General features: G+C 45.7%; 15 protein-coding genes. 1 reads left to right on the forward strand and 14 read right to left on the reverse strand.

The genetic code is table 11. The annotated features are described in order from the left end of the window. Positions 1-507: 507 nt before the first annotated feature. The 14 genes from R7127_RS22295 to R7127_RS22360 all read right to left on the reverse strand — a co-directional run bounded on the left by R7127_RS22295 (position 508) and on the right by R7127_RS22360 (position 15,132). Positions 508-1,662 (reverse strand): flagellin, encoded by a 1,155-nt coding sequence (locus tag R7127_RS22295; protein ID WP_005382038.1) that lies wholly within the window; start codon positions 1,660-1,662, stop codon positions 508-510. A 427-nt stretch (positions 1,663-2,089) separates the two neighbouring features. After that, complete coding sequence (gene flgL / locus R7127_RS22300) at positions 2,090-3,283, reverse strand: flagellar hook-associated protein FlgL (RefSeq protein ID WP_318142091.1); 1,194 nt, start codon at positions 3,281-3,283, stop codon at positions 2,090-2,092. Between the two features lie 13 nt (positions 3,284-3,296). Next, positions 3,297-5,237, reverse strand: a complete 1,941-nt coding sequence (gene flgK, locus R7127_RS22305; RefSeq protein WP_033906929.1) for a flagellar hook-associated protein FlgK — start codon at positions 5,235-5,237, stop codon at positions 3,297-3,299. A 160-nt stretch (positions 5,238-5,397) separates the two neighbouring features. Continuing rightward, a complete protein-coding gene (flgJ, locus tag R7127_RS22310) occupies positions 5,398-6,324 on the reverse strand; it encodes a flagellar assembly peptidoglycan hydrolase FlgJ (protein ID WP_031779079.1) in 927 nt (308 codons plus the stop codon). Between the two features lie 16 nt (positions 6,325-6,340). Continuing rightward, positions 6,341-7,432 (reverse strand): flagellar basal body P-ring protein FlgI, encoded by a 1,092-nt coding sequence (locus tag R7127_RS22315; protein WP_318148534.1) that lies wholly within the window; start codon positions 7,430-7,432, stop codon positions 6,341-6,343. A 43-nt stretch (positions 7,433-7,475) separates the two neighbouring features. Next, on the reverse strand, positions 7,476-8,255 hold the full coding sequence (gene flgH, locus R7127_RS22320) for a flagellar basal body L-ring protein FlgH (RefSeq protein ID WP_017634834.1): 780 nt from the start codon (positions 8,253-8,255) through the stop codon (positions 7,476-7,478). 30 nt (positions 8,256-8,285) lie between these two features. After that, the gene (gene flgG, locus R7127_RS22325; RefSeq protein ID WP_005382032.1) at positions 8,286-9,074 is read right to left on the reverse strand and encodes a flagellar basal-body rod protein FlgG; all 789 of its coding nucleotides are present in this window, start codon (positions 9,072-9,074) and stop codon (positions 8,286-8,288) included. A gap of 18 nt (positions 9,075-9,092) precedes the next feature. Continuing rightward, on the reverse strand, positions 9,093-9,842 hold the full coding sequence (gene flgF / locus R7127_RS22330) for a flagellar basal-body rod protein FlgF (protein WP_318142090.1): 750 nt from the start codon (positions 9,840-9,842) through the stop codon (positions 9,093-9,095). 330 nt (positions 9,843-10,172) lie between these two features. After that, positions 10,173-11,486, reverse strand: coding sequence for a flagellar hook protein FlgE (gene flgE, locus R7127_RS22335; protein ID WP_005382030.1), 1,314 nt, complete (start codon positions 11,484-11,486; stop codon positions 10,173-10,175). 30 nt (positions 11,487-11,516) lie between these two features. Further along, positions 11,517-12,227 carry a flagellar hook assembly protein FlgD gene (gene flgD, locus R7127_RS22340; protein ID WP_005382029.1) on the reverse strand — a complete coding sequence of 237 codons (711 nt, stop codon included), beginning with the start codon at positions 12,225-12,227 and terminating at the stop codon, positions 11,517-11,519. A gap of 17 nt (positions 12,228-12,244) precedes the next feature. Next, positions 12,245-12,658 (reverse strand): flagellar basal body rod protein FlgC, encoded by a 414-nt coding sequence (gene flgC / locus R7127_RS22345; protein WP_005393132.1) that lies wholly within the window; start codon positions 12,656-12,658, stop codon positions 12,245-12,247. Positions 12,659-12,663: 5 nt separating this feature from the next. After that, positions 12,664-13,059, reverse strand: a complete 396-nt coding sequence (gene flgB, locus R7127_RS22350; protein ID WP_064377061.1) for a flagellar basal body rod protein FlgB — start codon at positions 13,057-13,059, stop codon at positions 12,664-12,666. Positions 13,060-13,366: 307 nt separating this feature from the next. Continuing rightward, positions 13,367-14,194, reverse strand: coding sequence for a CheR family methyltransferase (locus tag R7127_RS22355; RefSeq protein ID WP_005382024.1), 828 nt, complete (start codon positions 14,192-14,194; stop codon positions 13,367-13,369). 11 nt (positions 14,195-14,205) lie between these two features. Beyond that, positions 14,206-15,132 (reverse strand): chemotaxis protein CheV, encoded by a 927-nt coding sequence (locus R7127_RS22360; RefSeq protein ID WP_005382022.1) that lies wholly within the window; start codon positions 15,130-15,132, stop codon positions 14,206-14,208. Positions 15,133-15,208: 76 nt separating this feature from the next. On the opposite strand from R7127_RS22360, the gene flgA reads away from it, so the two are divergent. Further along, entirely contained in the window at positions 15,209-15,955 is a 747-nt protein-coding gene (gene flgA / locus R7127_RS22365) for a flagellar basal body P-ring formation chaperone FlgA (protein ID WP_064377060.1), read from the forward strand. Positions 15,956-16,014 lie beyond the last annotated feature (59 nt).

Raw genomic sequence — 16,014 nt, forward strand, 5'->3', positions numbered from 1 at the left:
TGGTGATTTCTCCAATTGATTTTCCGGTGTAGCGGTTTCCGACGTCTCGGAAAACCAAGTAGTTCTCTCAAAGTTACCTCTATTAACGACACCAAATTCAGAAGCTTTAGAAAAAAGTTTAAAAAAATAACATTGCGAGATTTAGCTAATAAAATTGAAGAAAAGTAAGAAAAAGTGCTCAAGTTTCCACAAATCGAGCCGAGAGGGCCAGATTGTATAGAAAACCAGCAAAAGGAAACAATTGAAGATAAGTTCGCAGACGATAGACGTAAGAATTAGAAAAGAAAAAGCCCCTTTTCCTTTGAGAGAACTGGGGCTAGGTTGGTCGCCAGAGCCTATGTGGAGATCAAGAGAAATGAACACATTTCCGGCATACCGAGTGCAACTTTACATTGAAAATGATTGGCAGGTGAGAGATGAGAGAGCCGCTCATTCTATTGTAAAGTTGCTTGCCAAAAGCCTGCATTCCCATCCACGTCTGAATGTATTGAGTACAGGCTAAGTAAACTACTGCAATAGTGACATTGCAGAGTTTGGCAACTGTTTCGCTTGAGCAAGAATCGATGTACCTGCTTGTTGCAAAATTTGTGCTTTGGTCATTTGCGTGGTTTCTTTCGCAAAATCTGTATCTTTAATTCGGCTGTTCGATGCGTCAACGTTTTCTTGGATATTCGCCAAGTTGTTGATGCTGTGACTCAAACGGTTTTGCTTCGCACCTAAGTCTGCACGTTGCGAGTCTACGTATTTCAGTGCCGAATCCAGCACAGAAATCGCGTTTTGAGAACCTTGTACCGTGGTCATATCAATATCTTGTACTGACGTTCTGATAGGTTCGTCACTCAGGCCAAGCTCAGATGCTAATCCACCAGAAATAGAAATCTCACCCTGAACGTTTGGATGCGCGACAAAAACTTGCAACTTGCCATCTTCACTTACAGACGCATTAATCATATCAGACTGACCATTAATGTAAGTGGCAAGCTCTTCGATGTCGTCGCCCGCTTTGGCATTAATGTTGATTTCTAGATCATCAACATTGCCGTCTTCGTCTTCACCCATACCTGGTAGCGTAATCTTCAAGTCAGATTTAGCTGGGTCAACGCTCCAGTTTTTATCTTTACCGTTCTCAGATAAGAAGGTCACACCGCCCATGCGCGTATCGTCCGCACGAATGCTGGTAAGTCCCATGATCATGGCTTCACCTGAGCTCGCACCAATCTGGAATGCTGCTTCACCGAATGAGCCGTTCAATAGACGACGACCACCAAATGAAGTGGTTTCTGCAATACGGTTTAGCTCGTCAATCAATGCCATTGACTCTTCGTTGATCGCCTGACGCTCAGCCGGAGAGTTAGTACCGTTCGATGATTGAATCGCAAGGTCACGCATTCGTTGCATGACAGAGGTTGCCTCATTCATCGCACCTTCAGCGGTTTGTGCAATCGAGATACCATCGTTCGCGTTACGCATTGCGACATCTAGGCCACGAGACTGTGCAGTTAAGCGGTTAGAGATCTGTAGACCTGCCGCATCATCTTTTGCACTGTTAATCTTATGTCCTGAAGATAAGCGCTCCATCGACGTGTTTAATTCATCAGTCGCTTTGTTTAGGTAACGCTGCGCGGTCATCGCGGAGACGTTAGTACTAACTGTTACAGCCATTTTGCTCTCCTGTTGAGTTCGCAAGCTTTTGCGAAGCGGCCAGCTTTACTCTCATTTGGATAAGCACTGACCGTAAAAGTTACTTGCTAAATCTGCCTTAAACGCAGGGTTTAGAATCTCTAAATCTGTTCTGATATTTTCAATACAATTTGTGTGCCAACTTGCGTAAATTATTTAACTAATTTTAAAAGAATCAGATAAACAATAAGTTAGCTTTATCATTAAGCTATTTCAGGTTTGTCAGACTCATCTTAGCCCAAGGGTATTGAACGCTGCCCTGTTGCCGCCCGACTTGCCTCCCGCATCATTGCCGCTTTGGGTAAAATCGTGCCGCATGACATCTCAGACTCTCAGGTTACGCCGACTTATCGCGCTTAAGGCTTTGCACATAAGGCATCAAAATCAGACAATGTGTATGAGTGTCATACTAGATGTAGTTAAACAACGTTAGATCTTTGGTCTTACCGAATGCTTGTTGCGATGCCTGTAACGCTCGCGAGTTTTCACTGAACTCGATCACGGCTTTAGAGTAATCCAAGTCCTCAAAGTTGCTCTTCGCTTTTGCCAGAGACAAATTAAAGTCTTCATGATTTTGCTCTTGGATATCCAGCGTACTCAATCGAGCACCGGCATCTGTACGCGCTTTATTCAAGTGGATAAAAGCAGCGTGGAATTCTTCTGTCATTTGGTGCAATTTAGCAGTCGCCGACGTATCCGAAACCGATTTGTCTGACCATGCCATTGCATCCTTGAAGGTATCGAAAATGCTGAACTCTGCCCGCTTTTCGATCTCAATGCTGTCACCAGGCGTAATTTGGCCTTTTACGTGCACTTTCAGGCCTTTGTATTCAATCCCTTTCTCTGGAGAAAACTCATCGGCATCCACTACTTTGCCGTTACGCTCTAATTGGTAACCAAATTTGCCGTTATTCATATCGACAAATGTCACGCGATACGCCGCATCATCCTTAGCGTCAACGTTAGTAGCTTTGTTTAGCAACAGCTCAGAGCCGTTTTGTAGATCGTAATTCGGCTGATAATCGCCAAATGGGTTTGGTATCTCCATAAACAGCTTGCTGCCAGGATCGTTCATTGGCATCTCAAGCATGCTGGAGACTTTCATTTTGCGCTGATAATCGTCCCCAGCGTATTGAACACTACCGTCTTTATCGCGATAGAATGGTTGGCTTTTTGGCTTAGTACCCGCAAACACGTAGTTACCAGATTCATCTTGCGAGTTCACTAAGTTAAGGAAATTGTTCGCAATCTCTTCTAACTCACGCTTCTTTGCTTGTCGGTCTTCAGCAGAAAAGGCACCGTTAATCATCTCCATCGTTAAGCGCTTCGACTCGTCGGCAAAATTCCCCGCATTGGCGATATTAACTTCGTGGTTTTCTAGACGATTACGCACCAACACTATAGAGCTAAGATATTGTTGTAGCTGCTCTTGTTGCTGACTAATGTTTTGGATGTAATGCGCAGCGAGGGGGTCGTCACTAGGTTTCAGTAACTTTTTCCCTGAAGCAAGTTGCTCTTGGTCGTGGTGAACCTTATTCTCTTGACGACGCAGATCATTTTGTACGGACTGATAGTTATGGAAACTAGAAATTCGGGTTAGCACTTATCTCTTCTCCTTACCTCAGTTGTAAAATGGTATTGAAGGTATCATTCGCCGCTTGCATCACACGTGATGAAGCCATGTACGCTTGTTGAAACTTCATCATGTTGGCCGCTTCTTCATCGAGGTTAACACCAGAAATAGAAGCAACGCGCTCTTGCGCCGCTTCATGCTCTAAACGAGCGACGGAGGCTAAACGGTTTGCTGTAGAAGACTTCAGTCCAACTTCGGTATTGAGGTTATGATAAACATCGATCAAGGTACTGGATTTTCCATCCATCATCTTGTCTGTTTGGATCTTCTGCATTTTTCTCAAGTTGCCGTTACCACCTTCAGAAGGCACCAAGTTTGCGGTGAATTTATCATTCATCAGTGCGCCTTCGCTCAACTCAAACACGGTTGCATCGCCGTTTTTATGCAGCGGATGACTTTTCGGCACTGATATTTCAATCTTCGGGTTATCTTTATCTAACGGGTATGAGTATTTGTCCGATAGTAAATTACCCTTGTTATCCGTGATCTTTAACCACGGCTTATCATGCTTCTCGTCGGCTGGTTGTACGGTAACCTCAAACTCTTTAACATCCCCCGCCTCACGAATTTTAAACTTGGCGTTACCTTGGGCAAAAGTGGTTGAGGCTTCATAACTTTGTGCGGCAATAGCTTTTGCGTCATTGGTTTCCATCTTTATGATGGCTGCACCACTTCTCGTTGGGCGTAGCAATACGCGCTCACCGGCGGCAAGGCCTTCACCAATTTGCACTTTCATACCATCCAGAACAAACGACGAATCCGAACGGTCGATGTTCAACGACATTTGCTCACCTTTCGGTGTTGTCACGCTGTATTGGTCGCCATCATAACGCAGCGAATATTCACCACCTTTGATCGCGGAAATATCCTCGATGTAAACCGCAACATCAGCTTGTGAGTCAGGTGCAGCAAAAACTCGAGATTTTGCCACCAGCTCAGAGTTCACGTCGGTAAATACGTCTTTACCTATCTTGCCGTTGAGATCCAGACCTTGAGATTGCAGCTGATTAATTTTGTAGGAGAAACCCGTCGCTAAACGGCCCATTTCATCTTGCAGTTGTGGGATGTGTTTGTCGCGCATTTCAAGTAAAGCGCCGATTTTGCCATCCATATCATCAGACTTGATCGCTTTAATGCCATTCCCTTCCACCATTGCTAATCGTCTTTGATGAACATCCGGATAGCCATCGATCATTTTGAGCTGGCTTGCTTCCGTGCCAGAAACAAGAGTGTGTCCATTGCCGATATGAACATTAAACCCTTCCGCATTTTTGCGTGGGGTTACGGTAACTTTGGTGTATTCTGACAGCTCAGTAACCAGCTTTTCATGCTGATCCATCAGGTCATTATGTGGACCGGGAGTACGCATCATCAGTCGATGAATATCGCGAATTTCCAACGCAAGTTGATTAACGCGCTCAATGCCCATATCCAATTTTTTATTGGTGACATCAGATTGCAGTCGCACGGTTTCGTGGAAATCATTTAATGTATCAGAGAAGATTTTTGCCTTTTCCAATACCACTTTTCGTGCCCCTAAATCGTTCGGGGTATCTGCCATGGTTTTTACCGCATCGAACCACTCATTCAGGTTCTCGGGAATTTTCTTCGATGCCACAGAGCTCAACATGCTAGAAAGCATATCAAGATTATCTTGGGTATCCGTTTTGTTGGCATTGTTGGTCGACGACAGGTTCAGTTCATTCACGGCAAACTGATCCCACGAGCGGCGAACATTTTCCACATGCACACCCATGCCGTAGGTAGAACCACCGAACATGCGCGGATCATTCGTGCCTTGGATAACAGACTGACGGCTATAACCCTCTGTATTAACATTAGAAATGTTATGACCAGTGGTGTTTAATTGTCTCTGAGCAGTAAGCACACTTTGAGTACCTACATTCAGAAGATCTGACGCCATACATGCCCCCAAAAACGAAATATAAATCGGCAAAACCGATCACCTAGACACATTAAAAGCAAAAGATGTGCCAAGTGATAGAAAGGCGTAGATATTCAGATAAAGTGAAGGCTTGCACTATGGCAAGCCTTCGAGAACGTCATAAATTGGCGCAGAGACATTACATACTTTCGATTTTATCCTTCACCTGCAGGACTTTATCTGCGTAGTTCGGATCGGTCGCGTAACCCGCACTGTGGATACCGCGAATAAACGACTCTGAGTTCCCGCGTTGCTGCAATGCTGTCTCGTAACGTGGGTTGTCATTCAAAAATCGTACAAAGTCATTAAAGCTGTCTTCGTAACTTGAGTAGGAGCGAAACGCTGCCGTCTCTTTCACTGGCGTGTTATCGTGGAACTCTAGAGTTTGAGTCGTCACTTTGTCACCCTGCCAGCTTCGATCTGCTTTGATGTTAAATAAGTTGTTGCTGCTGCCACGCGCGTTCTTCACGACCTTTTGTCCCCACCCCGTTTCCAAAGCGGCTTGCGCAAGTAGCAAAGATGGCTCGACACCTAGGGCTTTCGCAGCTTTCTCCGCGTATGGCTTCATCGAGTTAACAAAGGATTCTGGTGAATCGAATCGAGTGGGTTCATTGCTTGGTCGAGATAGCTGACCAGACTCAATCAAGCGCTGTTCAATCTCGCGCGCTTTTTTCGGGTCAACACGACGATATTCCGCAGCATTGTTTGCCGCATCACGCATAGCCGTTTCTTTTTTGTCGTTCCCTTGCCCAGCCGTTAATTGCTTAACAATCATATCGGCCAGTCCCATTGAACCAGACGAACTCAATTCACTCGCCATCTGTTCATCCAACATTTGTCGGTAGAACTTCTCGTTTTGGCTGTTCATCATGTTGGACTCAAAGCCCTCATTGGCTTCACGCATGGATTTCAACATCATCGAGGTGAAGATCGATTCGAACTGACGAGCAGCCGCATGCAATGCTTCTTGCTCGCCATCTTTTCCCTCTTTCACTGCTTTTTGACGCAGAGTATCCAGAGAACTGATGTCATGGATAAAACCAATGTCGTTAGGATTGTTCATTATACCTACCTCCTAACCATTAAATGATGATCAACTGGCCTTCAATGGCACCAGCTTGTTTCAATGCTTGTAGAATTGCCATCAAGTCCGAAGGCGCAGCTCCGACTTGGTTCACGGCACGGACCAAATCATCCAACGTTAAGCCTGGTTCGAACTTAAACATTTTGCCTTGTTCTTCGCTGACTTCGATATCCGAGTCTGGTACGACAACGGTTTGCCCACCAGAAAAGCCGTTAGGTTGGCTAACATTCAGGTTTTCTTTGATCGCAACCGTCATGCCGCCATGCGTTACTGCTGCAGGTTTAAGACGCACATGCTTACCAACTACGATGGTGCCCGTTCGTGAGTTAACGATGATTTTGGCTGCACCATCTGCTGGGTCGAACTCTAGGTTTTCGATTGCCGATAAGAACGCAACACGCTGGCTGACGTCACGAGGAGCACGCACGCGCACTGATGTCGCGTCAACAGCGCTCGCCATTTGTGGGCCAAGGAAGTTGTTTACAGCATCCGCCATACGTTGAGCCGTTGTGAAGTCTGACTCAAGCAAGTTGAACGTGATGTAATCACCACGACCAAATGGGTTTGGAATTTCTCGCTCTACTGTCGCACCACTAGAGATAAGACCAACGATTGGATTGTTACCTACGATTTTAGAACCGTCAGCGCCTTCAGCACTGAAGCCGCTCACTACTAAGTTACCTTGAGCAACCGCGTAAACTTGACCGTCGAGACCTTTGAGGAACGTTTGCAGCAAGGTGCCACCACGCAAACTTTTAGCACTTCCGATGGAAGAGACAGTCACGTCCACTTGCTGACCCGGTTTAGAGAAAGGCGGCAATTCTGCCGTAACCATGACTGCGGCAACGTTTTTAATTTTTGGCTTTGTACCCGGCGGCATCTGAATGCCGAAGTTTTGCAGCATGGCGGCGAAACTTTGCTCTGTAAACGGGTTCGCTTCACCCGTACCAGGTAAGCCTGAAACCAAACCATAACCCACGAGTTGGTTGCTTCGTACACCTGCCACTTGCGCGACGTCTTTGATACGTGCGGCTTGGGCTACGGTAGAAAACAGAGCAACGCTCATCAGTACTAAAAGGAGTTTTTTCATGCTTACTTATCTCTTGCAGTCAAATTGCCGTCAGCACGGCGTGTTATAGCGCTACATTAAAGAATCGTGCCAAGAAGCCTGGCTCTTGCATATCTTGTTGCAAACCAGTGCCAGAGTACTGAATTCTTGCGTTAGAAACGCGATTTGATGCAATGGTGTTGTCGAAATTAATATCATCCGGACGAATAGTGCCACTTAAACGTATGTACTCATCACCCGTATTTAGCGTCATCCACTTCTCACCGCGGATCACGAGGTTGCCGTTTGCCAGTACTTCGATCACCTCAACAGTGATGTAACCACTGATGCTGTTGCTCTGCTTTGCAGAAGAGTCACCTGCAAATGAGTTGGAGTTGTTTAAGTCATAAGAGAAATTATATTTTCCGCCAATTTTCAGCTCTTCTCCGCCCACTTGAAGCGGGTCCATTTGCGCTTCATTGGTTTTCGATAAATCGGCATTTGCGCTTTTCGTCGCACTGGTTGTCTCATCCAGTGTTACGGTAATAATGTCGCCAATACCACGTGGTTTAGAATCGTCGTAGAGATCGGTAATGTGCTCGGCGCTAAACAACGAACCTGTTGCAGCAGCGTAATGCTCAGGTTTGTTTTTCGGATGAATTGGAGCCCAAGCAGGGTCGCCAGCAACCGGATCGCTTCTACCACGTAAAGTATCTACAATACCGCTGCTCTCTTCTTTCGATTTATCACCTTCTACTGCGTCGACCACAGTGGTTGCTTGTGTCACTTCATCCGTTTCAATCGGTTCCAACATGGCACAGCCCGACATCGTAGCAATCAAAGCGAGTAGGCAAATACGTTTCATCGTGAGCTCCTCAAATCTTGCTCTTAATCGTTACAATTGCTGGTTAACGAAGCTCATCATCTTATCGACTGACGAGATCACTTTTGAGTTCATTTCGTAAACGCGCTGGGCTTCGATCATATTGACCAACTCTTCTGTTACATTCACGTTGGACGCTTCCAGCATGGATTGACGAATTTCCCCCAAACCGTCCAAACCAGGAACACCCTCTTGTGGATCGCCACTGGCCCCCGTTGGTAAGTAAAGGTTCTGACCAATTGGCTCTAGGCCACCCGGGTTAACAAAATCTGTAATGGTTAACTGACCAACGACTTGGTTATCTTGCTGCCCTCGGACGCGAACCGACACTTCACCATCCGTACCGACAGTAATAGAAATCGCATCTTCTGGAATCACAATTTCAGGCTCTACAGGGTAGCCAGAACCCGACGTGACTAACGTGCCTTCACCATTTAGCGTGAACTGACCGTTACGGGTATAACCGATGTTGCCGTCCGGCAATGTCACTTGAAAAAAGCCGTCGCCTTCCACCATCATGTCCAGTGCGTTGGTCGTTGTCTGTGCATTGCCGTGCGTGTGCACTTTTTGCGTCGCAACCACTTTAGAACCCGCACCTAGCATCAAGCCACTTGGCAGTTCCGTGTTCTGAGATGACTGGCCGCCAGGCTGGTTGATGTTCTGATAGAACAAATCTTCGAATACTGCACGGCTCTTTTTGTAGCCGACAGTAGAGGCGTTCGCCAAGTTGTTCGAAATCGTGGCAATGTTGGTTTGTTGGGCGTCTAGACCTGTTTTACTTACCCATAGTGCTGGATGCATAGTGAACCTCTAACTCTGTTAACTCATACGAAGCAGTGAATCTGAAGATTTATCCATTTCTTCAGCTGTGCTCATCATCTTGACTTGCATTTCAAACTGACGTTGTAAGTCAATCAATGCGGTCATTTCACCTACGGCATTCACGTTACTGCCTTCTATCGCTCCCGTCTGGAGACTAACAGTCGCGTCTGCTTCGTAAGGTTGGTTTGGAGTTTTATGGCGAAATAAGCCATTGGTGTCTTTAAACAAGCTTTGATCATTAGGCTTAACAAGCTTAATGCGATCGACCGCTTGGAATTCTTCTGCCGGGGCACCTTGAGGAAGCACAGAGATGGTGCCATCCCGACCGATTTCAATTTTGGAGAGAGGAATAGGCAAAGTAATTGGCGCGTCGTTTTCACCCAGCACCAAATGACCACTTGCGTTCGTAAGCATGCCATTTTGATCGACTTTTAGGTTGCCGTTACGGGTCAACCCTTCTTTCCCTGTGTGATCGAGTACCGATATCCAACCGCTGCCTTCAATCGTCACATCCAGATCACGCCCTGTTGTAATCACGCTACCTTGAGCAAAGTTATGCCCTGGACGCTCTGTCATGCTGAACACACGTGAAGGATTGCCTTCACCATAAGCCTGCATTGAGCGAGCCTGTGCTAAATCAGCCCGAAATCCGGTCGTGCTTACGTTAGCCAAGTTATTAGCGCGCAATTGTAGTGCCTGCATATTTTGCTTGGCGCCACTCATTGCGAGAAACAGTGCGCGATCCATAAATTACTCCAAAAAATCTCTCTGTACACGGAGTAAAAGCAATAGTTATGCCAAAACAAAAATAGGCTTATCAATCAATACTTTGAATTAACAATCAACAATTAAAAGAGGTCAATAGGGGCAGAAAACTGTAACGAGAGGCAAGGTTTTGATCCATACGGCGGCAACAGCGGCAAATCGTAGATCAAAGCATGCTTAGCCTGAGTGAGGTGTATTAAGGCTAAGCATCAGATGAATGTCATGATGAAAATGAACAAAGCGGTAATTACTAAGAAGCAATCACACGCCATTGCTTACTCAAGCAGAGTATCGAATGACCCAGCTAGTGCTCTAGCGGATCTGTAAGATATTCTGTTGTAGTTGGTTGTGTACTTCGAGCGAACGTGAGTTTGCTTGGAAGTTACGCTGAGCAGAGATCAGGTCCACCAACTCCTGCGTCATATCAATGTTTGACTGTTCCAGCATACCGTTATTGATGGTGCCGAAAGAGCCTTTATTTGATTCACCCCAGATCTTGTCACCAGAGAACTGCGTTGAATCCCATTGAGTGCCGCCTTTCTTATCCAGACCTTGCTCGTTTGGAACACGTACGAGAGCAACACGACCCAATGTAACGTTTTCACCGTTTGAGTAAGTTCCCAATACGCTGCCGTTTTCATCGAAGTCAACTTTGGTTAGGAAGCCCGTTGTTGCACCGTCTTCGTCAAACTTAGTCAGTTCGAACGGAGCCGCAAACTGTGTTGCTGAGCCTAAGCCGAAGTTAAGCGTCTGCGCAGGATCGGCACCATTCATATCGACTGGTGTCGTGTTCGTCGCCGGATCGCCCAGAGCCACAGAAGTGATTGGCTGACCATTGTTCAAGCTCGCCAACGTACCATCGTTGTTGAACTTCATGGTATGCCCCACATGACCTGTTGGCGTTTGCGCATCACCAGCCGCAACATTTAAAGGCTTTTCACCTTCTTTATCTGTCACGGTGTAGTAAGTGTTCCATGTATTTGGCTGAGTCTGATCTTTCAAGTAATACGTCGTTAGCTTGTAAGACTGACCCATCGAGTCATAAATTGTCGAAGAAGTTGAACGGTTGTATGTATCTGGGTCTGAAAAATCAAACTGCGTTGGATCTTTCAAATCGCCGTTCGCTGGCAAGTTCACACCCACTTCAATGTTTGCTGTTTGTTTTGGCTTACCAAATTCAGCAGGAATATTGATGGGTTGTGGCTCGTATGAAGAAACCTCACCAGAGCTTGGGTCCACTTGGTAACCTAATAAGAACTCGTCGTTCGCGGTCACCATGTAGTTTTCTTTATTTAAGTGAAATGCACCATTACGTGTAAGTTCATTCTGTTGTGGAGTTAGACGCTCTTTCGCTACAGCGAAAAAACCTGTCCCCGAAACACGCAAATCCATTGGGTTGTTGGTGTAAATGCTAGAGCCTTCATGGAACTGCTGTGCCACTTGGCTTGCTTGCGCACCACCACCCGGCGTGGTTTTTGCGTTAGTAAATAAAGAGTTAGAGTAGACATCAGCAAACTCAGCACGGGACTCTTTAAAGCCGTAAGTGTTGGCGTTCGCAATGTTGTTACTGGTGGTGTTCAAATCCAGTTGGGCGGCGGACAAACCGCTTAAAGATACATATGACATTCCAAAATCTCCTAATCTAGCGAGCTATGACTACGCTTTGCCGACTTCCAATACTTCAGCAAGTCGAACTGGCGATTCAAAACCAGCCAGATTGAGTAATACGTTTCCGTCACCTTTGCCAAGCAATACGCTGTTTACGTTGGCATACGTCGATACTGGGAACTCTTGCGACTCCCCTTCAACTAAGCCAGACGCTTTCACTTTGTATTTGCCAGCTGGCAGTGGATTTCCGCTTTCATCTTTACCGTCCCAAAGCACACGCGTGTCGCCGGCTGGTTTCGCCCCTACCTCAAAGGTACGAACCAGTTGGCCAGCTTCATCCTCTACACGAACAAACAGGTTATCGATAGATTGTGAAAGCTTAACCATTGCCGCCATTGGTGCGTCGTCCTGCTTCACACCTGCTGCTCCTGGGACCAATACGTCACGCCCTACCAAAGAGGAAGCTTGTAACGCTTGATTTGATGTCATTGACGAATTCAAACTCTCAAACTGAGTGTTCATCTTGCCAATGCCATCAACGGTCGCAAATGAAGCCATTTGCGCAATCATCTGGTCATTACTTACCGGCTTAAAAGGGTCTTGCTGAGACAGTTGCTTCGTGAGCAATGATAAGAAGTCTTCCTGTTTTAGATCCTGCTTACCCGTGCTCTCTTCCGCTTTCTTGTTACTCTCTTGTAGACTTTTAAGCTGGTCGATATAGGACAAGCCGCTTTGACCAACGTTGTTAATTCCGGCCATACGCTACCCCCTTATCCTTATTGACCCATCTGCAGCGTACGCAGCAGCATTTGTTTACTAGAATCAGCGACCTGTACATTAGTTTGGTATGCACGAGAAGCTGAAATCATGTTTGCCATTTCTTCCATTACATTGACGTTAGGCTTGTAAATGTAGCCTTCTTCGTTTGCAAGGGGATGATCTGGGTTGTACTCCGCACTCAGCGGTTTATCACTTTCTACAATACCCATCACTTTCACTGGCACCGTATCACCGCCACGCATGGCGTTACTTAACTCTGCACCAAACACTGCATGACGCGCTTTGTAAGTGTCTTTCGCAGAGCTGCTGACACTGTCGGCGTTCGCCAAGTTGCTTGAGGTAGTATTCAGACGAACGGATTCAGCGCTCATTGCGGAACCTGTCACATTGAAAACGTTAAATAAGCTCATCTAAATTATTCCCCTTTGATTGCTTTGGTTAAGTTCTTGAATTTGCTGCCTAGAAAGTCGAGTGATGCTTGGTGTCTGATTTGGTTTTGCATAAACAAGTTACGCTCTAAATCCAAGTCTACCGTGTTGCCATCTCCCGTATCTGGTTGCGTAGGAAGACGATATAACTTGTCCCCAACCAACGTCGTAGTGGCAGGAATATGCCGACCATCTGTGCGACTAAGACCAATGCTTGCCCCAGATGTTGCCGCTTGCAATTCCTTCGCAAAGTCTAAACCTCTTGCTTTGTAACCAGGCGTGTTGGCTTGTGCAATGTTGGTGGAAATCACCTCAGCATTGCGCTCACGTATGCCCACCGTGTGCTGGTGGATGCCTAGTGCATTGTCAAAAGATATAGCCATGTTTGCCTCTACAATTAAGAACTGACCGTGATTGATAACCAAAAAGCAATTAGCATGCCAAAAACATAAAGCGCTCTATCTACTTAATAGCTATCACCCATTGGAATAGCAATAAGTGAGCCAAAGTGACTGGAATGTCATGTCGTTTCACTTTGTTCACTTAATAAAGATACACCGTGATGAGGGAACAAAGCAAAATCGCGCTTCAATTTAGCAAGTGAAAACGTGGAAACACTCGAAGGCAGGAAAGCAGCAAACAAAAAAAGCCTGACACTAGGTCAGGCTTTTTATCAATGAAGAGATACCGCTATTTAAGCTTGTAAATGATGCCCGGATTACAGCGCACCATTTCAAATTTATCAGTCAGACCAGTTAGCGACTCTGATGCCCCTAACAGCAAGTAACCACCAGGGTTTAAACTGCTCGCCATTTGGTTAAGCACTTTAGATTTCATTTCTGGAGAAAAGTAAATCAATACGTTACGACAGAAAATGATGTCGAACTTACCCATCAGTGCGTAACTGTCCATCAAGTTTTGTGGACGAAAGTTCACCAAACGCTTGACGTTATCTTTGACTTTCATGCGACCACCGTCCGCATTTTCAAAGAAGGTGCGACGACGTTCTGGTGAAAGCCCGCGACCTAAAGCCAAGTTGTCGTACACCCCTGCACGACACATCTCGAGCATACTTGCCGAAATATCTGTGGCTGTAATGGACACGTTTGGTAACAAGCCCGGCTTGCGCTGTTGCGTTTCCAAGATCGTCATTGCAATAGAATACGGTTCTTGGCCCGATGAACTGGCAGCAGACCAGATCTTAATTGGGCGCTTGCTTGCCGCTACTTCTGGCAATAATTTGTCAGCTAAAACCGTGAACGGATAAGTATCTCGAAACCACAAGGTTTCGTTAGTCGTCATCGCATCCACAGCGGCGACTCGTAATTCTCGATTACGCCCTGTAACAACATCACGTAGCAAATCTGATAACGATGCGAGCTTAAACTTCGTCACTAAAGGACTCAGTCGGCTACGCACGAGGTATTGCTTGCTATCACCTAACACGATGCCACATTGCGATTCTAGAAAACGGCTAAAGTCACGATACTCTTGATCACTGATTGTAATAGCAGTCATTAATGTCTCTTTTATTGTGTTAATGCAGATTTAACCGCGTTACCCAACTCATCTGGGTTAAATTTCGCAATGAAGGTGTTGGCACCTACACGCTCAACCATAGCTTGGTTGAATACACCACTTAATGAAGAATGGAGGATAACATAAAGGTCTTTCAAATCGGCATGTCTGCGAATTTCAGCCGTTAAGGTATAGCCGTCCATTTCTGGCATTTCAATATCGGAAATAACCAACGAAATTTGATCGTAGATATTGCCTTCTTGAGCCATTTCAATCAACTTATTGTACGCTTCTTTGCCGTCTTTGACAGATACGACCTCAAAACCGATGGATGTAATCGCACGCTCTACCTGTTTACGCGCGACCGTCGAGTCATCAGCAATCAGTATGCGGCGTACAATAGGCTTTTCTTGTTCTGCTTGTGCGATTTCTTCGCCAATAGCGGAATCCATCGTTTCATCAACTGGCGCAATTTCTGCCAGGATTTTTTCAACGTCAAGGATTTCAACCAGCTCATTGTCAATGTTTGTCACGGCAGTCAAGTAGTGCGCTTTACCTGCGCCGTCTGGCGGTGGCAAAATCGCTTCCCAATGCATATTGATAATACGCTCAACCGATGATACCAAAAATGCTTGGATCGTACGGTTAAATTCTGCAATAACAACAAAACATTTATCTAAATCAGTGGTTGGGCGGCCACCAATTGCCAGGCTCAAATCAATAACGGACACGGTATGGCCGCGGATATGAGCGATACCTTTAACCAGAGGGTGTAGATTTGGCATTGAAGTCAGCTTAGGGCACTGTAGTACTTCTTTCACTTTGAATACGTTAATGCCGTAGCGCTGTCGGCCCATCAGTCGAAAGGTCAATAATTCCAATCGGTTCTGACCGACGAGTTGCGTACGCTGATTCACCGAGTCAAGAATCCCCGTCATATGCTCATCTCCATCTCAAACTTTTTGTTTTTAAATGATACTCTACCACTGGCAAGCACGATACCAGGGAGACAGTATGGCGTATTTCACTTTCACTTCGACACCATTGACTATGACAATATGTAGAGCGCTAATTACAAAGTACGCTAAGTCTATCGGCATTTTGCTCAGTATGTTTAGCTTTTTTGTTCATTCAGCTTCAGATAATCAGATCGAGCAAATAAAAACAGCAGCAGAACAACATATTCTTGCTACGGTTGATCAGCCTGATGGTGGCGAGCTATCTGTTAATGCGGCAGAGATCGACTCGAGAATAAAAGCAACGGATTGCCCTGTTCCGTTAGATACATCTGCCTCTTCCACCAGCAGCACGAGAAGTAACATCAATGTGTTAGTGGAATGCCAACCGGATGACTGGAAAGTCTATGTCCCTGTGAGGATCTCGGTATCAGTACCAATGATCGTCGCGACACGAACACTAGGGAGAGGAGAAATCGTCAGCGCATCGGATGTTACCACTTCCATGATCGAGCTACAGCGCTTTCGTAAAGATGGATTTTCTAGCTACGATCAAGTGGTTGGGGCAAAGCTAAAGCGTAATGTTCGCTTAGGCGATATCGTAGAGAGAAATGATGTTTGTGTGGTATGCCGAAATGAAAAGGTCATTATCAAAGCGGTGAATTCTGGCATGACGATCACAACGCAAGGCACAGCATTGCAGGATGGTTCAGCTGGCGATCAAGTAAGAGTGAAAAATGATAAGTCACAACGTATAATAGAAGGCATAGTGACTGACATTGCGGAAATCACTGTTAATTTTTAATACCCACTGGTAGCGTGTTTAAACTGATCAATAAAAATGCAAAAAATGACTAAAGTTAT

The sequence above is a fragment of the Vibrio sp. 1159 genome, from assembly GCF_033340395.1.
Taxonomy (GTDB): Bacteria; Pseudomonadota; Gammaproteobacteria; order Enterobacterales; family Vibrionaceae; genus Vibrio; species Vibrio alginolyticus.